Here is a 20506-nt window from a genome sequence, read left to right on the forward strand (position 1 = left end):
GTTCTAGTTATACACCTATAGGGTCGGTTCGCCAACCATTTGGTTTTTTTGCGCGGGGCGCTGGCTTTGGGCTTTGGCCTTTCCTTGAATTCGCGGTGGTCTATTAGCGTTGCCCCTGTGCGGGGCGGCACCTACTTTCTTTGCTTGCCGCAAAGAAAGTAGGCAAAGAAAGCGGCTTCAAACCGCCAGCTCATAAGCGGGTGTCTCGCGCAGTCGCGGTAGTGGCACATCTGGAATCTGTGTTCTCGCGCATTCCGCGTGAGTGACAAGGCAGTCATACTTCCCGCCTCGCACTATGCCCGCCGGAGCGGTCTGCTTGAAAACTGTGGCTTCGGTTGAGTGCGGAGGGGGCCGTCGGCTTCGCCTCGGCGAAATGCCAAAAGCATACGGGTCCGGGGTGCTGCGGCGATATGACGCGATACGCGGTGGAGAGTGGACGGCTCGAGCAAGCGCAGCCGCTGGTTGATGAAGTACCGCGACGGCGCGCGCAGCGCCGCCGGAAGAATGACTGCCTTGTCACCAGGGCGGAATGCGCGAGACGACAGATTCCAGATGCGCCACTACCGCGACTGCGCGAGACACCCGCTTATGAGTTGGCGGTTTGAAGCGGCTTTCTTTGCCTACTTTCTTTGCCGCGGCAAAGAAAGTAGGTGCCGCCCCGCACAGGGGCAACGCCAATAAACCACCGTGAATTCAAGGAAAGGCCAACACCACAAAAACCACCACCAAAGCGCCGCGCAGGCAAAACACCCACCTTCACGCTTTCAAATACTGCTCCCGCGCCCCCAACCACCGCGCCAAATGCTGCATCACAATCTCAGGAAACTTCTCCAGCAAAACCGCCGCAGCCTCCCGCGCAGGCTCAATCAACCACTGATCATTCTGAAGATCAGCAAACCTCAACATCGCCGCCCCCGACTGCCGCGCCCCCAAAAACTCCCCCGGTCCACGAATCTCAAGATCCCGCCTCGCGATCTCAAAACCATCAGTCGTTTCCCGCATAGTCTGCAGCCGCGCCCGCGCGGTCATCGACAAAGGCCCGGTGTAAAGCAGCACGCAAACCGAAGCCGCGCTCCCACGCCCCACCCGTCCCCGCAACTGATGCAACTGCGCAAGCCCAAACCGCTCAGCATGCTCGATCACCATCAATGACGCATTCGGCACATCGACACCCACCTCGATCACCGTCGTCGCCACCAGCAACTGCACCTCATTGCGAGTAAACGCATCCATCACGGCCGCCTTTTCAGCCGGCGCCAGACGCCCATGCACCAGACCGACATTCAACTCGGGCAACGCGGCCACCAGCGTCTCATACGTCTCGACCGCGGTCTGCAACTGCAAGGTCTCGCTTTCCTCGATCAGCGGACACACCCAGTACACCTGCCGCCCCGTCAGCGCGGCCTCGCGCACGCGCCCGATCACCTCCTCGCGCCGCGCGTCGGACACGAGCTTCGTCAGGATCGGCGTGCGTCCCGGTGGCAATTCGTCAATGGTCGAGACGTCGAGGTCGGCGTAATAGGTCATTGCGAGCGTGCGCGGAATCGGCGTCGCGGACATCATCAATTGATGCGGCTGGAAGTCGCTTGCGCCATCGGCCGCGTTCTGCGCCTTGGCCCGCAGCGCGAGCCGCTGCGCCACGCCGAAGCGATGCTGTTCGTCCACGATCACGAGCCCGAGGCGCGCAAACTCGACCGCGTCCTGGATAATCGCGTGCGTGCCGATCACGAGTTGCGCCGTGCCGAGCGCGGCGGCTTCGATCGCGGCGCGCTTTTCCCTGGTCTTCAGACTGCCGGCCAGCCACGCGACGCTCACGCCGAGCGGCTCCAGCCAGCCGCGCAATTTGCGCGCGTGCTGTTCGGCGAGGATTTCGGTCGGCGCCATGAGCGCGGCCTGGTAGCCGGCGTCGATGGCTTGTGCCGCGGCCAGCGCGGCGACGATCGTCTTGCCGCTGCCGACGTCGCCCTGCAGGAGCCGCTGCATCGGATGAGGCTGGGTCAGATCGAGCGCGATCTCGCCGCCGACGCGCTCCTGCGCCGCCGTCAGCGAAAACGGCAGCGCCTTCAGCAAGCGCGCCACCAGCGCGGATTCGTCGCCCAGCTTGCGGCGCGGCATGGCCGGCGCGGCGCGCGTGCGGCGCTCGTCGTGCGCGCGCTTGAGCGACATCTGCTGCGCAAGCAATTCCTCGAACTTGATGCGCACCCAGGCCGGATGCGTGCCGTCGATCAATGCGGTCTCATCGGACTGCGCGCCCGGATGATGCAGCGTGCGCACGGCGTCCATCAGCGACGGCACGCCGAGCGGCTCCATAAACGTCCGCGCGACCGCCTCGGGCAACAACTCCGGCAGCGAAGTGCGCGATAGCGCGTTGTCGATCGATTTGCGCAAATATGCCTGCGTCACCCCCGCGGTGCTCGGATAGACCGGCGTCAGCGCCTGCGGCAGCGGCGTGTCTTCGTCGACCACGCGCACGGCCGGATGCACCATCTCCATGCCGAAGAAACCGCCGCGCACATCACCACGCACCCGCAGCCGCGCGCCGATCGCCATCTGCTTGACCTGCGAGCCGTAGAAATTCAGAAAGCGCAGCACGAGTTCGTCACCGGCGTCGTCGCGCAGTTTCACCAGCAACTGACGGCGCGGACGATAGGCAATCTCGTTGTCGAACACCACGCCTTCGGTTTGCGAAATGCCGCCCGGCAGCAGATGCCCGATCGGCGTCAGCGAGGTTTCGTCCTCGTAACGCATGGGCAGATGCAGCACGAGGTCGATGTCGCGTGTGAGGCCGAGTTTGGCGAGCTTGTCGGCGGTTTTTTCGGCGGCCTTGGCCGCGGGCTTCGCGGACGATTTCGCGGAGGCCTTGGGCGTGGCCTTGCCGGCGGGTTTGTCGCCGAATATGTCGGCAGGCTTGCCGGCGCGCTGGTCGCCAGATGTATCAGCGAGCTCGTCACCCGGTGCGCCGCTGTCAGGAACCGTAGTTTCGCGGTCCAGCGCCACGCCCGCGCCTGCTTCGCTTGACGCCGCCACCGCCTTGCCGCGCGAGACGCGGCGCTTGGGCTCGGCGCTCACTTCATCGGTAGCGGAGGGCAATCGGCGGTCGGACAAAGGCATGGGCTGCTTCGCAAGTACAATATCGGCTGTCAAAGGGTTCGGCGCCATACAGCGCGCGGGCTCGCGGGCCACTCTGGCGTCCCGCAATCATAGCCGCCCGGCTCCGGCTTCGGCTCAATTCAGTTTCTTTTCGCTTCCAGTCGTTCGCATGTTGACGCTTTCCGATTTCGATTTCGATCTGCCTCCCGAGCTGATCGCGCAAGTCGCGCTGCCCGAGCGCAGCGCCAGCCGTCTGCTCGAGGTGGATCATCCAGCCGACGCCACCGGCCCGGCACGCCTGATCGACCGCCGCTTTGCCGAGTTGCCCGACTGCATCGCAGCCGGCGACCTGCTGGTCTTCAACGATACCAAAGTCCTGAAGGCGCGCTTCCTCGGCCAGAAGGCCAGTGGCGGCAAGATCGAAGTGCTGGTAGAGCGCCTCACCGGCGAGCGCACCGCGCTCGCGCAGATTCGTGCAAGCAAGAGCCCGCAGCCGGGCACCACGATCCGCCTGGCCGATGCTTTCGACGTCACGGTCGGCGAGCGCGTCGAGCCGTTCTACACGCTGCATTTTCCCGGCGACTGTCTGACACTGATCGAGCAGTTCGGCCGCCTGCCGCTGCCGCCGTACATCGAGCACGATCCCGACTCGACCGACGAAACCCGCTATCAGACGGTGTTCGCGCAGAATCCAGGCGCGGTCGCCGCGCCCACGGCCGGCCTGCATTTCGACGACGCGCTGCTGGCCCGCCTAGACGCCAAAGGCGTGGAACGCGCGACGCTGACCCTGCACGTCGGCGCGGGCACGTTCCAGCCCGTGCGGGTCGAGAATCTCGCCGAACACAAGATGCACAGCGAGTGGTATCACCTGCCGCAATCGCTCGCCGACAAGATCGCGGCGACCCGCGCGCGCGGCAACCGCGTGATCGCGGTGGGCACGACCTCGATGCGCGCACTCGAAGCCGCCGCGCGCGACGCCGAAACCGCGGGCCGACCGCTTGCCGCCGCCAGCACGGAAACCGACATTTTCATCACACCGGGCTATAAATTCCGCGTGGTCGACCGGCTCGTCACCAATTTCCATCTGCCGAAGTCGACGCTGCTGATGCTCGTGTCGGCGTTCGCGGGCGTCGAAACGATTCGCGAGACGTATCGCCATGCAATCGAGCAGCGTTACCGCTTCTTCAGTTACGGCGACGCGATGCTGCTCACGCGGCGCGACGCTTGAAGTCAGAGACGCCTTCAGTTTTTGCAGTTCCTCAAGCCGCCGCGAGCCCTTCCGGCGGCGTTTCAACATTGCGCCGGACTGTTCTCCGGTAGCACAGGAGTTATTTCATGACCGACGGTCATCAGTCGCACGACGCGACTTTCGAGCGCCCTGACAAGGGCCTCAATTTCGAACTACTCGGCGTCGACGGGCTGGCCCGCCGCGGCCGAGTCACGCTGAATCACGGCGCGGTGGAAACGCCGATCTTCATGCCGGTCGGCACCTACGGCACCGTGAAGGCCGTGCAGCCACGCGAGCTGGAGGAAATGCACGCGCAGATCATCCTCGGCAACACTTTCCACCTGTGGCTGCGCCCGGGTCTGGAAACGATCGAGGCGCACGGCGGCCTGCACGGCTTCATGGGCTGGAAGAAACCGATTCTCACCGATTCGGGCGGCTTTCAAGTCTTTTCGCTGGGCGAACTGCGCAAGATCACCGAAGATGGCGTCACGTTCGCGTCGCCGATCAACGGCGACAAGCTCTTCCTGTCGCCTGAAGTGTCCATGCAGATCCAGAAAGTGCTGAACTCCGACATCGTCATGCAGTTCGACGAATGCACGCCGTACGCGACCAATAACGTGCCGACCTCGCACAAGGAAGCGGCCGATTCGATGCGTATGTCGATGCGCTGGGCGCAGCGCTCCATCGACGAATTCCGCAAGCTGGGCAATCCGAACGCGCTGTTCGGCATCGTTCAGGGCGGCATGTTCGAAGACTTGCGCGACGAGTCGCTGGCGGGGCTCGCGGAGAAAGATTTCCACGGCCTGGCGATCGGCGGCCTGTCGGTCGGCGAACCGAAGGAAGACATGATGCGCGTGCTGAACCACATCGGCCCGAAGCTGCCCGCCAACAAGCCGCACTACCTGATGGGCGTCGGCACGCCGGAAGATCTGGTGGCGGGCGTCGCCGCCGGCATCGACATGTTCGATTGCGTGATGCCGACCCGCAATGCGCGCAACGGCTGGCTCTTCACGCGTTTCGGCGACGTCAAGATCCGCAATGCCGCGCACAAGAATTCGCTGCGCCCGCTCGACGAGCAATGCGGCTGCTACACCTGCCGAAATTTCACTCGCGGCTACCTGCACCATCTGCATCGTGTAGGAGAAATCCTCGGCGCGCAGTTGAACACGATTCACAACCTGCATTACTACCTCGAACTGCTGCAGGAAATCCGCGACGCCATCGACGCGAAAATGTTCGAGCCCTTCCGCAAACGCTTTCACGAGAACCGCGCGCGCGGCACCGCCGAGGCGCCATGACGGCGCGGGGCAACGGATTCAGCCGAAGAATCCGTCCGCCTCGCAAGGAAAACCTTACAATCAACTTTCGCGGACAGCGAAAAAGGCTTTAAACGGTTGATCGCAAAGCTGATTCGCCGCGCCGAGGCGCGTCAGGCCGGTGGTAGAATAACCGGCTGATTTTTTTGATCGTTTTGACTTATAACGGAGAGACCAACGTGTCGTTCATTTCCAATGCCTTCGCCCAAGGCACAGCAACAGGTGGCATTGAATCGAACCTGATGAGCTTCCTGCCGCTGATCCTGATGTTCGGCGTGCTGTACTTCATCATGATTCGCCCGCAAATGAAGCGCCAGAAGGAACATCGCAACATGCTCGCCGCCATGGCCAAGGGCGATGAAGTGGTGACGAATGGCGGCATCGTCGGCAAGGTGACCAAGGTGGGCGAAGCTTACGTCGGCGTCGAAATCTCGGAAGGCACGGAAATCACCGTGCAAAAAGCGTCGGTCACGACGATTCTCCCGAAGGGCACGATCAAGTCGCTGTAAGGCCTGCTCTCTCGCGTCCGGCGCGGCCTCGCCGGCGGTTCTCGCAGAACTACGCTGAATCGCCCGCGCTCATCGCCGGACGCATCGCTTCCAAGCCAACCTTCCCGTTGGACCACTCATGAATCGCTACCCCCTCTGGAAATACGCCGTGATGCTGGTGGCTCTGGTCATCGGCCTCGTGTACACGCTGCCCAATCTGTTCGGCGAAGCGCCGGCGGTGCAGGTGTCGAGCGGCAAGGCCACGGTCAAGCTAGACTCGACCACGCTGTCGGCGGTCGAAGCTGCGCTCGCCGCGAATCAGATCAAGCCGGACGACGTCACCTTCGACAACTCGGCGACCAACGCGAACATCCGCGTGCGTCTGCCGGACACCGACACGCAATTGCGCGTGAAGGACCTGCTGCAGAAGTCGCTGAACAGCGACCCGACCGACCCGCAGTTCGTCGTGGCGCTGAACCTGCAAAGCGCGTCGCCGCGCTGGCTGACCGCTTTGCACGCGCTGCCGATGTACCTCGGTCTCGATCTGCGCGGCGGCGTCCACTTCCTGCTGCAGGTCGACATGGCCGGCGCGCTGAACAAGAAGCTCGATTCGGACGCTTCGGACGCGCGCACGCTGCTGCGTGACAAGAACATCCGCGACGGCGGTGTGAACCGCGTCAACCAGTCGGTGGTGATCAATTTCGCCGACCAGGCGACGGCGGACAACGCAACCAAGCAACTGGGCCGCGGCATCAGCGAACTCCAGTGGGCCTCGCAGCCCGGCCCGGACGGCGGCGTGCAACTGGTCGGCACGTTCACGCCGGCGGTGCAGAAAGCCGTGCAGGACGCCGCGCTCAAGCAGAACATCACCACGCTGCATAACCGCGTGAACGAACTCGGCGTGGCCGAGCCGGTGATCCAGCAGCAAGGCTCGGACCGCATCGTGGTCGAACTGCCGGGCGTGCAGGACACGGCGAAGGCGAAGGACATCATCGGCCGCACGGCCACGCTCGAAGCGCGCCTCGCCGATCCGGTCAACACGCATCCGAATCCGAACGATCCGGTGCCGCCGGGCGACGAGCTGTTCACGCAAGGCAATCAGACGCCGGTGCTGCTGCGCAAGCAGATCATCTTCACGGGCGACCGGATTATCGACGCGTCGGCGGGCTTCGACGAACATCAACGTCCTTCCGTCAACATCCGTCTGGATTCGGCCGGCGGCCGCGCGGTGGCCAGCATCTCGCGCGACAACATCGGCAAGCCGATGGCCATGGTGCTGTTCGAAAAGGGCAAGGGCGAAGTGCTGACGGTGGCGACGATCCAGTCGGAACTGGGCGACCGCTTCCAGATCACCGGCCAGGCCACGCCGCAAGGCGCCGCCGACCTCGCGCTGCTGCTGCGCGCCGGTTCGCTGGCCGCGCCGATGGACATCATCGAAGAACGCACGATCGGCCCGAGCCTCGGCGCGGACAACATCAAGAAGGGCTTCCACTCGGTGGTGTGGGGCTTCGCGGCGATCGCCGTCTTCATGATCGCGTACTACATGCTGTTCGGCGTGATCTCGATGATCGGCCTGTCGGTCAACCTGCTGCTGCTGATCGCCGTGCTGTCCATGCTGCAGGCCACGCTCACCTTGCCGGGTATCGCGGCTATCGCGCTCGCGCTCGGTATGGCGATCGACGCGAACGTGCTGATCAACGAACGCGTGCGTGAAGAACTGCGCCACGGCGCGCCGCCGCAACTGGCCATCCAGAACGGCTACGCGCACGCCTGGGCGACGATTCTCGACTCGAACGTCACCACGCTGATCGCCGGTATCGCACTGCTCGCGTTCGGCTCAGGGCCGGTGCGCGGCTTTGCGATCGTGCACTGTATCGGCATTCTGACGTCGATGTTCTCGGCCGTGTTCTTCTCGCGCGGCATCGTCAACCTCTGGTACGGCGGCAAGAAGAAGCTGAAGTCGCTGGCCATCGGCCAGGTGTGGCGTCCGGATACGGTGCCCGCGGGCTCGGCCGCTTACCTCGGCAGCGAAGACGCCGCGACCGACACCGCGCAAGCCGTCGCCGCGGTCACCGCCAAGCCGTCGAAGGCCAAGGCAGCGGTCGCGCAAGCACGTGCCGGCAAGCCGACCGTGCGCCGCCGCAACGCGCCGGGTTCGTCGACAGGTTCGTCGCCGGGTTCCTCGAGCACGCCGCAGAAACCGGGTTCATCCCGCTGAGTCCCGGAGAACAAGACCATGGAATTTTTCCGTTTTCGCAAAGACATTCCGTTCATGCAGCGTGCGTTGATTTTCAACGCGATCTCGCTGCTGACGTTCCTTGCTGCTGTGTTCTTCCTAGTGCATCGCGGGCTGCATCTGTCGGTGGAGTTCACCGGCGGTACCGTCATCGAAGTGCAGTATCCGGGCGCCGCGCCGCTGGAGCCGGTGCGCGGCACGCTGGGCAAACTCGGTTATGCCGACGCCCAGGTGCAGAACTTCGGCACCTCGCGCGACGTGCTGATCCGTCTGCCGCTCAAGCAGGGCTATACGTCCGCGCAACAGAGCGATCAGGTGATGACCGCGCTGAAGGCCGAGACTCCGCAGGTACAACTGCAGCGTGTCGAGTTCGTCGGCCCGCAGGTCGGCAAGGAGCTCGCCACCGACGGCCTGCTCGCGCTGGCCTGTGTGGTGGTCGGCATCGTGATCTACCTGTCGTTCCGCTTCGAATGGAAGTACGCGGTGGCCGGCGTGATCGCGAACTTGCACGACGTGATCATCATTCTCGGCTTCTTCGCGTTCTTCCAGTGGGAGTTCTCGCTGTCGGTGCTGGCCGCGGTGCTGGCAGTGCTCGGCTACTCGGTGAACGAATCGGTGGTTATCTTCGACCGGATTCGGGAGACCTTCCGCCGCGAGCGCAAGCTGACCGTGATCGAGGTGATCAACCACGCGATCACCAGCACGATGTCGCGAACCATCATCACCCACGGCTGTACGCAGATGATGGTGCTGTCGATGTTCCTGTTCGGCGGCCCGACGCTGCACTACTTCGCCTTGGCGCTGACGGTCGGTATTCTGTTCGGTATCTACTCGTCGGTGTTCGTCGCCGCGGCGCTCGCCATGTGGTTCGGCGTGAAGCGCGAAGATCTGATCAAGGACAAGAAGGATCGCACCGATTCCGACGATCCGAACGCAGGCGCGCAAGTCTGATTCTGGCGTAGTTTCAGACCTCGCAATGCAAAAGGCCGGTTCATCGCGAACCGGCCTTTTGCGTTTACCGCCGCCCTTGCTCCGCCATCACACTGCTCTATCCCGCAGCAGCGTCAGAAGGCGTCCGCTTCAGCGAAAGCCTAGCTTACGCCGCGCCGCCATCAGCGCGACGAGGCTCACGATCGCGGCGAAAATCAGGTAGTAACTCGGCGCGGCCTTCGAGCCCGTAAAGCTGATCAGCCACGCGATGATGAACGGCCCGAAGCCGCCGAAGATCGTCACTGCGATGTTATAAGCCAGCGACATGCCGGTCGTGCGCGTTTGCACCGGGAACATCTCCGAGAGCAGTCCTGGCAGCGCCGCGAAATAGCCGGTCATCAGAAAGCCGAACACGATCTGCATGGTGATCAAGGTGCCGAAGGTCGGATGCGCGACCAGATACACGAAGGCCGGGTAGATGAGGACAAGCAGCAGCAGCGCCGACGTCAGCATGATCGTGGTGCGTCCGTGCCGGTCCGACAGATGGCCGATCAGCGGCGAGAACACCATCTGGATCAAACCGGTCAGCGCGATCGCCGCGAACGCGACGGACGGCGCCAATCCCAATTGCTTCACGCCGAATGTCGGCATGAACAGCACCAGATAGGTCGAGACCGTGCCGAGCACCACCACGCCGATCGCGATCAGGAGGCGCAATTTCTGGCTGGTGAAGGTGTCGCGCAGCGGCGTCTCGGTCGTTTCGGCCGCGAGAAACTCGGGCGTCTCGTCGAGCTTCGTGCGGATGTACCACGCGACCGGCCCGATCAGCAGACCAAAAATGAACGGCACGCGCCAGCCCCAGGAACCCATCTGCTCCGGCGAGAGTTTGCCGGTGAGCAACACACCGAAGCCGGCGGCGAGCAACGTAGTGAGCCCCTGGCTCGCCACCTGCCAGCTCGCGAAGAAGCCGCGCCGCCCCGGCACATGCTCCGCGAGAAACGCGGTGGCGCTGCCGAACTCGCCGCCGGCCGAAAAACCTTGCATCAAACGCGCCAACACGAGAATCACCGGCGCGGCGAGGCCGATACTTTGATAGGTCGGCAGGATCGCGATGATCAGCGTGCCGGCCATCATCAGCAGGATCGAGAGCGTGAGCGCCGCCTTGCGGCCGGCGCGGTCAGCGTATGCGCCGATCACGATCGCGCCGAGCGGCCGCATGAAGAACGACACGCCGAATGTGCCGAGCGTGAGGAGCAGCGAGACCGTGTCGTTACCGGCCGGGAAAAACAGCTTCGCGATGATCACCGCGAAAAACCCGTACACCACCAGATCGAACCATTCCAGCGCGTTACCGATAGAGGCCGCGATCACCGCGCGCCACGAATTCTGCCGGCTCCCCGCCAGGCTTGCTGCCGTCGTTGCATTCATGCAGATCTCCAAGTCGCGCGAAATATTATTCATGTTGGCTGACGCCTGAAACGCCCGACTGGATGCGCGCACAACCAATACGGTGCCTGCGCTCTATGTACCCGAAAAATTAATACGACGCGAGTGCGAAATTGCGCTATGCCGCCGCATAAGGCTTCCAGCGTGTCAGACGGCCAAGAAAAAACCGCTTCATCGCAAAAGCGAACGAAGCGGTTTTTTTGTTGCGGCGCAATGCGCCGCGCAACTCAATAGCCCAACTCAAAAGACGCGTTAGGCCCTTATTGCTTGATGCCTTCGGATTGAATGTGCAGCTTGGTATCCATGCTGAAGCCGTATTTGGTGCCGAAATCCATGCCGTAGTCGGCGCGGCTGAAATGCGCGCTCGCTTCCACGCCGCACACTTCGCGCTTGAGCATCGGATGCGGCATGCACTTGAACGAATCGATCTTCAGATTCAGCGGCTTGGTGACGCCGTGCATCGTCAGGTTGCCGATCACTTCGACCGGCTTGTCGCCGTCGAACTTGATGTCGGTGCCCTTATAAGTCGCCGACGGATACTTGGCGACGTCGAAGAACTCGTTCGACTTCAGATGCTCGTCGAGCTTGCCGTTGCCCGTTTCGATCGACGCCGGATCGACCGTCACGTCGACCGTGCCGGTTTTCGCCGCGCGGTCGAGCGTGACCGTGCCGGAACTCTTGGTGAACTTGCCGCGCCACACCGAGAGGCCGCCGAAGTGATCCGCCTCGAAGCTCGGATACGTGTGGGTCGGGTCGAGCTGATAGGTATCCGCGGCCGCGAACGCGCCGAACGAGAAAGAAGAAGCCAGCGCGCCGACGGCGATCAACATGGATGTTTTCAATTCAAGCTCCTGGGTTCTGGAAAAAAGGCTGCCGCGCCCGAACGGCGCGGCACACATCACTTGTGTGCTGCAACGATATGAAACTTGATGACGACCTCGTCAGCGACCACGGAGGTGTCCTTCCATTCGCCGGTGCCGATGTCGAATTGCGAGCGCTTGATCGGCAGCGACCCGTCGAAGGTTTGCACGGCGCCCTGCTGGGACACCGTGACCGGCACCACCACCGTCTGCGATTTACCCTTGATGGTCAGCTTGCCGGTCACCTTGAACTGGTTGCCGCCGGCCGGCGCGATCGCGCTCGAGACGAAGGTGGCGCTCGGATAGGTCTTCGCGTCGAACCAGTCCTTGCCGCGCACCTGGTCGTTGTAGCTTTCGTCGCCGAGGTCGTAGCTGGCCACGTCGATGCTGAGCTGCGCGGTGCCGTCGGCCGGTTTGGCCGGATCGAACTTGAGCTGCGCGTTGAACTTGCCGAACTTGCCTTCCACCGGCACGTTCATCTGCTTCGACGTGGCCGTCACCGAACTCTTTGCGACGTCGACTTGCGCGAGAGCGCTGCCGGCCACCGTCAGCGAGGTCGCGGCGAAAGCGGCGAGCATGTAGCGATAAAACGAGACCTTCATGGTTGTCCTTATTTGAGGAAAGGGAGCATGCGCGAGAGCAGGCCGTCGCGATCCAGCCATTGATGCTTGAGCGCGGCCGCGACGTGCAACGCGACCAGCACGAGCAAGGTGTAATTCAGCGTGATGTGCACGTTCTTCAGGAGTTCCTTGAGATGCGGGTCCGGCGCAATCAGGCGCGGCAGCGGAATCAGCCCGAGGTACACCACCGGTATGTTGGCCGCCGAGCTATACAGATAGCCCGAGGCGGGAATCGCGATCATCAGCACGTACAGCAGCAGGTGCACGAGATGCGCGGCGCCGCGCTGCCAGACCGGCATGCGGCGCGGCATCACGGGGGCCGCGTGCGTGGCGCGCCACAGAATGCGCAGGACGGCGAGCGCGAACACCGTCACACCGATCCATTTGTGCCACGAGAAGTACTTCAGCTTGGTGGGCGTGAAGCCCGGGATATCGGTCATCACCCAGCCGAGCGCGAAGCCGCACACGATCAGCAACGCGATCAGCCAATGCAAGGCGATGGCAGTCCGCGTGTACGACTCCCGGCTGCTGAATGAAGGATTGAGTGCCATGACAGGTCAACGCAAGCTAAGTGAGGTTAACGGCGCAGCCCGCACTGCTATTCCAGGTACCGATGCGCAGCGCATCGGCGCGTACGATCGGACCATGCCTGCTGCGGCACGCGCCAAGGCGGCCATGCTACCCCAACCGGAAAAAACTGGCTGCGGCCCGCTGATATGCCGCGGACCGGCCACTCCAGCGACATGCCCCCCGTATTGAACAATTGGGGACGGAGGGTGTCAGAGTTATACCGAATCCATGTAGGATCAACGGTCCGCCGAAAAGACCGTCGCGGCCCACGGTCCGCAGCCCGTGCGACGGTCTGTGCGACGGCCGGGCGCGTTTTGGTACTATTACCCCACCCTTTTATCAGACCTGCCGTAGAACGGGCATTGCACGCTTCCCCTCACACCGTCGGCCCTTTGCCCTATGGACCATGACAATCTGATCGCGTGCCATGAATGCGATACGCTGTTCCGCAAGCCGCGGCTTGTCGGGCGCACGGTCGCGCGCTGTCCGCGTTGCGGAGCGACGCTCTATCGCGGCGTGTCCCGCAAGCTCGACGCCATCAGCGCGATGACGCTCGGCGCGCTGATCACTTTCCTGATCGCGCAGGGCTTCCCGATCGTCGAACTCGAAGCCAACGGCATTACCTCGCAGACCACGCTGTTCGGCGCGCTCGTCGCGCTGTGGGGCGAGGAGATGCAGATTGTCGCGATCATGGTGTTCTGCTCGACCATTCTGTTTCCGCTGACCGAGCTCGTCGCGCTGCTCTATGTGCTGATCCCGCTGCGCGCAGGCTATGTGCCGCCCGCCTTCAACCAGGTGCTGCGCGCCATTCAGTTCGTGCGCCCGTGGGGCATGATCGAAGTGTTCATGCTCGGCGTGCTGATCACGATCGTGAAGATGGTCAGCCTCGCGCGCGTGATTCCGGAAGCGGCGCTGTTCGCGTTCGGCGTGCTCACGCTGATGTTCGCGGTGGTGGTCACGTTCGATCCGCGCATTCTGTGGGACCTCGCCGACGAACTCGGCGCCCGCAACCAGCGGCCGCTGCCGCGCACCTCCGCCGATAGCGCGGCGGCCGCCGTCAGTTCGGTCGCCGGACCGCCCGCGCCGCCCGAGGTGCACGCCGCGGCAGCGCCCGACGTGCAGACTGCACCGTCCGCCTTGCCCTCGGCCGCGCCGCCGGCGCCATCGGTGCGACGCCGAGGATGAGCACGCCATGAAATACGTCACCGCGAAACGCGCGGGCCTGCTCAGTTGTCATGCGTGCGGACGCGTCGAACCGCGCATCCGCTCCGTCACGCCGCAGCATTGCGGACGCTGCGGCTCGCGCCTGCACTCGCGCAACCCCGACAGCCTCATGCGCACCTGGGCGCTGCTGATCGCCGCCGCGCTCCTGTATATTCCCGCGAATCTGCTGCCGGTGATGCACACCTCGTCGCTGCTCGGTTCCGAAGACGACACCATCATGAGCGGCGTCGTCTATTTCTGGACCTCGGGCGACTGGCCGCTGGCGGTGATCGTGTTCATCGCCAGCATCATGGTACCGATGCTCAAGCTGAGCGTGCTCGTGCTGCTCACCGTCACGGCGCAGCGCCATTCGCGCTGGCGGCCCGACCAGCGCACCACGCTTTACCGGATGGTCGAGCGGATCGGGCGCTGGTCGATGCTCGACGTGTTCGTCGTCACGCTGACCGTCGCGCTGGTGCGCTTCAAATCGCTTGCCGTCATTACGGCCGGCCCCGGGGCGATCGCCTTCGGCTCAGTGGTGATTCTGACCATGATGGCCTCCATGCAATTCGATCCCCGACTCATCTGGGATGACGTGGAAGGCGGCGTGAACGGCAGTACCCAAAAACCTCAGGATCTCAAACATGACTAGCCCGCAAGAACCGACGCCCGCCTCCGATGCGCCGCGCAACGATTCGAACGGACCGAAGCTTCCGCCCCAACTCCCAGACCCTGAAATTGAGCCGCGCAGCCGCTGGCTGCCTTCCCTCGTCTGGGTGATTCCGCTGATCGCCGCGCTGATCGGCATCGCGCTCGTGATCAAATCGGTGACCCAAAGAGGCCCGACCATCACGATCAGCTTCATCAGCGCCGAAGGCCTCGAACCTGGCAAGACCAAGGTGAAGTACAAGGACGTCGATGTCGGCTCGGTGAAGACCATCACGCTGTCGAAAGATCTGTCCCACGTGCTGGTGCAGGTGCAATTGACCAAGGAAGGCGAAGATTTCGCGGTCAAGGATTCACGTTTCTGGGTGGTGCGGCCGCGCGTCGGCGCGAGCGGCGTGTCGGGTCTCACTACGCTGCTCTCGGGCGCGTACATCGGTGCGGACGCCGGGCACTCGCCCGATAGCGAGAAGAATTTCGTCGGCCTCGAAACGCCGCCGCCGATCACCGGCGACCAGAAGGGCCACCAGTTCGTCCTGCACGGCGACTCGCTCGGCTCGATCGACATCGGCTCGCCGATCTTCTACCGGCGCGTGCAGGTCGGCCAGGTGGTCGGCTTCTCGCTCGACAAGGACGGCACCGGCGTGACCATGCAGGTCTTCGTGTCCGCGCCGTTCGACCAGTACGTCGGCACCAATTCGCGCTGGTGGCATGCAAGCGGCGTCGATCTGCGGCTTGATTCCAGCGGCTTCAAGCTGAACACGCAGTCGCTGGCCACGGTGATCGTGGGCGGCTTGTCGTTCCAGTCGCCGCCGGGCCAGGGCGTGGGCGCGCAGGCGCCGAACAACATGACGTTCCGGCTCGGCTCCGACGAAGCGGATGCGATGCGCGAACCGGACGGCGTGCCGTTGCGCGTAGTGATGAATTTCAACCAGTCGCTGCGTGGGCTGTCGGTCGGCGCGCCGGTCGATTTCCGCGGCATCGTGCTGGGCCAGGTGACCAACATCAGCATCGACTACGATCCGAAAACGCGCAGCTTCACGATGCCGGTGACCATGAACCTGTACCCCGACCGTCTCGGCAAGCGCTTCCGCGAGACCGCGCCGGTGCCGGGCACGCTCGCCGGTCAAACGCTCCTGCAACAGCTCGTCAAGCACGGTTTGCGCGGCCAGTTGCGCACCGGCAATCTGATCACGAGCCAGTTGTATGTCGCGCTGGATATCTTCCCGAAGGCGCCGCCGGCGACCGTCGACGTGGCGAGCGATCCGCTCGAACTGCCGACGATTCCGAACACGCTCGACGAGTTGCAGCTTCAGGTCGCCGACATTGCGAAGAAGCTCGACAAGGTGCCGTTCGATCAGATAGGCAACAACCTCAACAGCGCGCTGAAGAACGCCGATCAACTCTTCACGCGACTCGACAAGGAAGTCGTGCCGCAGGCCCGCGACACCCTCGCCGCGGCGAAGCAGACCTTCGGTTCGGCCGAGGCGACGTTGCAGCAGGATTCGCCGTTGCAGTCGGATGTTCATCAGGCATTGCAGGAATTGACGCACACATTGCAGTCGCTGAATGCGCTGTCGGATTATCTGGAACGTCACCCCGAATCGCTGTTGCGCGGTAAATCAGGAGATAAACCATGATGTTTGCCCGGCTCCCCCGCCCGCCGCGCGGGCTCGTGCGCGGCGCTTTTGTTGCCGGCGCTCTGGCCGGACTCGTGGCGCTGGCGGCGTGCTCGTCGCCTTCGAGCCGCTTTTATACGCTGGGTGCCGACAGTACTTCCGGCTCCGTCGCGCCGGTCAGTGCCCGGACCTCGGCCGCGCCGGCGTGGCTGATCGAAGTTGCGCCGATCGACGTGCCGCCGCAGGTGTCGAAGAATCAGCTGGTCGTGCAGACGGGACCGACGCAGGTCAAAGTGCTCGAAGAAGAGCGCTGGGCCTCGCTGCCGGGCGACGAGATCCGCCGGGCTTTGTCGACGAGTCTGACGCAGCAGCTCAACACGATCGATGTGTATGGGACCGCTTATCCGGATGGGACGCCGGTGTATCGGGTCAGCATGAATGTGCAGCGGTTCGAGTCATGGCCCGGTTCGCATGCGTTGATCGATGCGGTGTGGAGCGTGCGGGCTGTGCGCAGTACTGCGGTGATGACTTGCCGGAGTGTGGTGAGTGAGCCGGTTAGCGGTGGGTATGACGCGCTGGTTGAGGGGCATCGGCGGGCGTTGCAGGAAATCTCCGCGCAAGTTGCTTCGGCTGTGCAGGCTATGGCGGCTTCGGCTCCGCAGGGTAAGGGTGCGTCCGCTGGCAAAGTTGCGGCTGTAGCTACGCCGCCTTGTCCTTCTGCGGGTGGAGCGGCTGTCGCCGGCAGTTGAAGGTTTTTCGTTCGCCGCAGCGATTTGATTTGGCTGTGGTCTTCGCGGTGTTGGCCTTTCCTTGAATTCATGGTGGTCTATTGGCGTTGCCCCTGTGCGGGGCGGCACCTACTTCTCTTTGCCGGCCGCAAAGAGAAGTAGGCAAGAGAAAGCGGCTTGAACCGCTAACTCTTAAGCGGGTCCCCTGGCTTGGAGGGAATAGTGGTCCATCTGGAATCTGTCGGCTCGCACATTCGGCGTAAGTGACAAGGCACTCATACTTCCCGCCTCGCGCTGCGCGCTCGCCGGAACGGTCTGCTTGAAAACAGGGCCTTCGTTTGGGCGCGACGGGGCCATCGGCTTCGCCTCGGTGAAATGCCGAAAATACGTGAGATTGCGTGGCGCGATGGTATGCCACGACACCGCGTGAGGTGAGAACGCCGCCGAGCAAACGCAGCCGCTGGCTGATGATTACCGCGCAGCGCGCGCAGCGCCGCCGGAAGAATGAGCGCCTTGTCACTCACGCGGAATGCGCGAGAACACAGATTCCAGATGTACCACTCCCGCGACTGCGCGAGACACCCGCTTATGAGCTGGCGGTGTGAAGCGGCTTTCTTTGCCTACTTTCTTTGCCGCGGCAAAGAAAGTAGGTGCCGCCCCGCACAGGGGCAACGCCAATAGACCACCGTGAATTCGAGGAAAGGCCAACACCACAAAAACCGCCACGCAGGCACCCATGCAAAAGCACAACACCCCGACCGCGTACAATAGCGCCTTATCCAACGCCTTCCGGCAACCTCAATGTCCTTCGATTTCTTCCTCCCTTGCCCGCGCGGCCTTGAAGCCTCGCTTGCGGCTGAACTCGCCGAAATTGCCGCCCAACACCTGAACGGCGCCCCGTTCACGGCCGGCGCACAAGTGCCGGGCGGCGTGCATTTCCGCGGAGGCTGGGCCGCCGGCATGGCCGCCAACCTGTATTCGCGTCTCGCGAGCCGCGTGCTGCTGAAAATCGCGCATCGCCCGTATCGCAGCGAGCAGGACATTTATGCGCTCGCAGTCGAACAGCGTTGGGAACAATGGTTTTCGGCGAACGAAACGCTGCGCGTGGACGTCACGGCGATCAAATCGCCGCTGCGCAGCCTGGAATTCACGACGCTGCGCGTCAAGGACGCCATCTGCGATCGTCTGCGCGAAGTCAGCGGCGCGCGTCCAAGCATCGACACCGCCATGCCCGACGTGCGCGTGTTCGCCTTTCTCACCGCCACCGACTGCACGCTGTATCTCGACACCTCGGGTGATCCGCTCTTCAAGCGCGGCTGGCGCCTCGACAAGGGCGCAGCGCCGCTGCGCGAGAATCTGGCCGCAGGCATTCTGCGTTTGACCGGCTGGACCGCCGGCACTCCTCTGTACGACCCGATGTGCGGCAGCGGCACATTCCTCGCGGAAGCCGCGCAGGTGGCGCTGAATATTGCGCCGGGCGCGGAACGGCGCTTCGGCTTCGAGAAGCTCAAGCAATACGAAGCCAAAACCTGGCAAACACTCAAGGCCGCCGCGCTCGACGCGAAGCACGCCGCGCGCAGTTCGCGCGCCGATCTGCAAATCTTCGGCAGCGATATTTCCGGCGACATGCTCGACAAGGCGCGCGCCAACTTCCAGCGCGCCGGCTTGCCGTCGATTCCCCTCAAACAGGTCGACGCGCGCGGCATGACGCCGCCGACGTCCGCCGCAGGCATACTCGTCGCCAATCCGCCGTATGGCGAACGGATCGAAGTGCGCGGGCGCAATGCCCGCGGCGAGCTTCGCGAAGGCCGCGGCAATCGTGAGAGCCGCGAAGACGAGGGTTTTCGTCGCGCGCAGGAAGAAACGCCGGACAGCGAATTTTTCCAGTCGCTCGGCGATGCGCTCAAGCAGCGCTTCACCGGCTGGCACGCATTCATCCTGACATCGGATCGCAAGCTGCCGGGCCAGTTGCGTCTGCGTGAATCGACCAAGACGCCGCTCTTTAACGGCGCGCTCGAATGCCGTCTGTTCCGCTTCGATCTGATCGCGGGCAGCGTGCGGCAGCGTCCGCAGAGCGACACGCCGGCGGCGTGAGGTGCGCTGCGTCTGACAGGGAGTATGACGACGAAAACCGCGGACTGGCTCCGCGGTTTTTTTTCGCCTGTGGCTTGCGTGCCGTCCGTTTTTTGCAGCGCCTCATTCATCGCTCCTGCCACCTCCTACTGACACCACGCTGTCAGTAGCACCCCCGCACACTCCTTCTCACGCCATCCGGCGCCTTACACGGCTTACCCGCAATCCACAGGAGAGTGACATGTCCGCATCATCCAAAGTTGTTGCATGGTTCGAGATTCCATCCGTCGATTTCGATCGCGCCGTCCGTTTCTATGAAGCGGCGCTCGACGTCAAACTGAATGTCCAGGAAGTCGGCGGCCAGCCGATCGCCGTGTTCGGCTACGAGGAGCCGGCGACCGGCGGCGCGATCGTCCACAGCCCGTCGATGACCCCGACCGAAGACGGCGTGCTCGTCTATCTGAACGCGCAACCGACCGTCGACGCTACCCTCGCGCGAGTCGAGCAAGCCGGCGGCAAGACCGACGGTCCGGTGATCAAACTGCCGCAGGACATCGGCTATATCGCGTTCTTCACCGATACGGAAGGCAACCGCCTCGGCCTGCACTCGCGGACCAACGGCTAAACGCAACACAACGCTCGTGCGCGGCGGCCGGCGAGCACCGCGCACGAACGCCGACCGGAGCGCGGCATGCGGCGCTATCATCGCGGGACTGTCCCCGTCCTCTTCTACAAGACGCCCACGATGACGCGCCGCGCCGACCGCCTGTTCCAGATCGCCGAACTGCTGCGCGGACGGCGTCTGACCACTGCGCAACAACTCGCCGACTGGCTGCATATCTCGCTGCGCACGGTCTATCGCGACGTGCGCGATCTGCAACTGTCAGGGGTGCCGATCGAAGGCGAAGCCGGTATCGGCTACCGTCTGAGCCGCGCGGCAAGTTTGCCCCCGCTCACCTTCACCGCCGATGAACTGGCCGCGCTCGCCGCGGGCGCGCGCATGCTCGAGTCGTGGGGCGGCGCCGGATTCGCGGGCGGCGCGCGCGGAGCGCTCGCCAAGATCGCCTCGGCCATGCCCGCCGACAAGCGCGCGACGCTGGAAAGGCTCGCGGTCTTCGCGCCATCGTTTCACATCAAAGGGGATTTTTCCGCGCAATTGGACGCGCTGCATCGCGCGATCGACACGCGGCATGTGGTGAGCTTTGCCTATGTCGATGTGAATGGCGCGGCGACCGAGCGTCGTGTCTGGCCGCTCGCCCTCGCCTATTGGGGCGCGCGCTGGACGCTCGGTGCGTGGTGTGAATTACGGAGCGATTTCCGCAATTTCGGGCTGGAGAAGATTCAGAATCTTCAGGTGCTCGAACAATATCCAGATCAGGAAGGCAGGCGACTCGCGGACCTGTTGCGGCATGTGAATGCGAAGCCGAAGTGAGGAT

At 63.6% G+C, this 20506-nt stretch carries 17 protein-coding genes; 12 read left to right on the forward strand and 5 right to left on the reverse strand.

Annotated elements, in window-relative coordinates:
- Window positions 1–756: 756 nt before the first annotated feature.
- Window positions 757–3111 (reverse strand): ATP-dependent DNA helicase RecG, encoded by a 2355-nt coding sequence (gene recG, locus B0G74_RS17020; protein ID WP_132376016.1) that lies wholly within the window; start codon window positions 3109–3111, stop codon window positions 757–759.
- 148 nt (window positions 3112–3259) lie between these two features.
- Here recG and queA point away from each other — a divergent pair, with 148 nt between their 5' ends.
- The 5 genes from queA (at window position 3260) to secF (ending at window position 9309) form a co-directional block, all read left to right on the forward strand.
- Window positions 3260–4318, forward strand: a complete 1059-nt coding sequence (queA, locus tag B0G74_RS17025; protein WP_132376017.1) for a tRNA preQ1(34) S-adenosylmethionine ribosyltransferase-isomerase QueA — start codon at window positions 3260–3262, stop codon at window positions 4316–4318.
- A gap of 107 nt (window positions 4319–4425) precedes the next feature.
- Window positions 4426–5616, forward strand: a complete 1191-nt coding sequence (gene tgt, locus B0G74_RS17030) for a tRNA guanosine(34) transglycosylase Tgt (protein WP_132376018.1) — start codon at window positions 4426–4428, stop codon at window positions 5614–5616.
- Window positions 5617–5813: 197 nt separating this feature from the next.
- Window positions 5814–6143 (forward strand): preprotein translocase subunit YajC, encoded by a 330-nt coding sequence (gene yajC, locus B0G74_RS17035; RefSeq protein WP_007179286.1) that lies wholly within the window; start codon window positions 5814–5816, stop codon window positions 6141–6143.
- Window positions 6144–6261: 118 nt separating this feature from the next.
- Window positions 6262–8340 (forward strand): protein translocase subunit SecD, encoded by a 2079-nt coding sequence (gene secD / locus B0G74_RS17040; protein ID WP_132376019.1) that lies wholly within the window; start codon window positions 6262–6264, stop codon window positions 8338–8340.
- 18 nt (window positions 8341–8358) lie between these two features.
- Window positions 8359–9309 (forward strand): protein translocase subunit SecF, encoded by a 951-nt coding sequence (gene secF / locus B0G74_RS17045; protein ID WP_132376020.1) that lies wholly within the window; start codon window positions 8359–8361, stop codon window positions 9307–9309.
- Between the two features lie 129 nt (window positions 9310–9438).
- On the opposite strand, the gene B0G74_RS17050 is transcribed toward secF, so the two are convergent.
- The 4 genes from B0G74_RS17050 to B0G74_RS17065 form a co-directional block, all read right to left on the reverse strand.
- Window positions 9439–10716 (reverse strand): MFS transporter, encoded by a 1278-nt coding sequence (locus tag B0G74_RS17050; protein ID WP_132376021.1) that lies wholly within the window; start codon window positions 10714–10716, stop codon window positions 9439–9441.
- Between the two features lie 278 nt (window positions 10717–10994).
- Entirely contained in the window at window positions 10995–11564 is a 570-nt protein-coding gene (locus tag B0G74_RS17055; protein WP_132376981.1) for a YceI family protein, read from the reverse strand.
- A gap of 68 nt (window positions 11565–11632) precedes the next feature.
- Complete coding sequence (locus B0G74_RS17060) at window positions 11633–12196, reverse strand: YceI family protein (RefSeq protein WP_132376022.1); 564 nt, start codon at window positions 12194–12196, stop codon at window positions 11633–11635.
- Window positions 12197–12204: 8 nt separating this feature from the next.
- The gene (locus B0G74_RS17065) at window positions 12205–12765 is read right to left on the reverse strand and encodes a cytochrome b (RefSeq protein ID WP_132376023.1); all 561 of its coding nucleotides are present in this window, start codon (window positions 12763–12765) and stop codon (window positions 12205–12207) included.
- Window positions 12766–13183: 418 nt separating this feature from the next.
- Here B0G74_RS17065 and B0G74_RS17070 point away from each other — a divergent pair, with 418 nt between their 5' ends.
- The 7 genes from B0G74_RS17070 to B0G74_RS17105 all read left to right on the forward strand — a co-directional run bounded on the left by B0G74_RS17070 (window position 13184) and on the right by B0G74_RS17105 (window position 20502).
- Window positions 13184–13969: a paraquat-inducible protein A gene (locus tag B0G74_RS17070; protein WP_132376024.1), complete on the forward strand. Its 786-nt coding sequence runs from the start codon at window positions 13184–13186 to the stop codon at window positions 13967–13969.
- A 7-nt stretch (window positions 13970–13976) separates the two neighbouring features.
- A complete protein-coding gene (locus B0G74_RS17075; protein ID WP_132376025.1) occupies window positions 13977–14639 on the forward strand; it encodes a paraquat-inducible protein A in 663 nt (220 codons plus the stop codon).
- Window positions 14632–16290, forward strand: a complete 1659-nt coding sequence (locus B0G74_RS17080; RefSeq protein ID WP_132376026.1) for an MlaD family protein — start codon at window positions 14632–14634, stop codon at window positions 16288–16290. Before B0G74_RS17075 ends, B0G74_RS17080 begins: the two co-directional genes overlap by 8 nt.
- The gene (locus B0G74_RS17085; RefSeq protein WP_132376027.1) at window positions 16287–17018 is read left to right on the forward strand and encodes a PqiC family protein; all 732 of its coding nucleotides are present in this window, start codon (window positions 16287–16289) and stop codon (window positions 17016–17018) included. Before B0G74_RS17080 ends, B0G74_RS17085 begins: the two co-directional genes overlap by 4 nt.
- Window positions 17019–17798: 780 nt before the next feature.
- Window positions 17799–19091 (forward strand): class I SAM-dependent RNA methyltransferase, encoded by a 1293-nt coding sequence (locus tag B0G74_RS17095; RefSeq protein WP_132376029.1) that lies wholly within the window; start codon window positions 17799–17801, stop codon window positions 19089–19091.
- A gap of 220 nt (window positions 19092–19311) precedes the next feature.
- Window positions 19312–19695, forward strand: a complete 384-nt coding sequence (locus B0G74_RS17100; protein ID WP_132376030.1) for a VOC family protein — start codon at window positions 19312–19314, stop codon at window positions 19693–19695.
- A 66-nt stretch (window positions 19696–19761) separates the two neighbouring features.
- A complete protein-coding gene (locus B0G74_RS17105; protein WP_132376031.1) occupies window positions 19762–20502 on the forward strand; it encodes a YafY family protein in 741 nt (246 codons plus the stop codon).
- Window positions 20503–20506: the final 4 nt, after the last annotated feature.

This window comes from Paraburkholderia sp. BL9I2N2, from assembly GCF_004339745.1.
Taxonomy (GTDB): Bacteria; Pseudomonadota; Gammaproteobacteria; order Burkholderiales; family Burkholderiaceae; genus Paraburkholderia.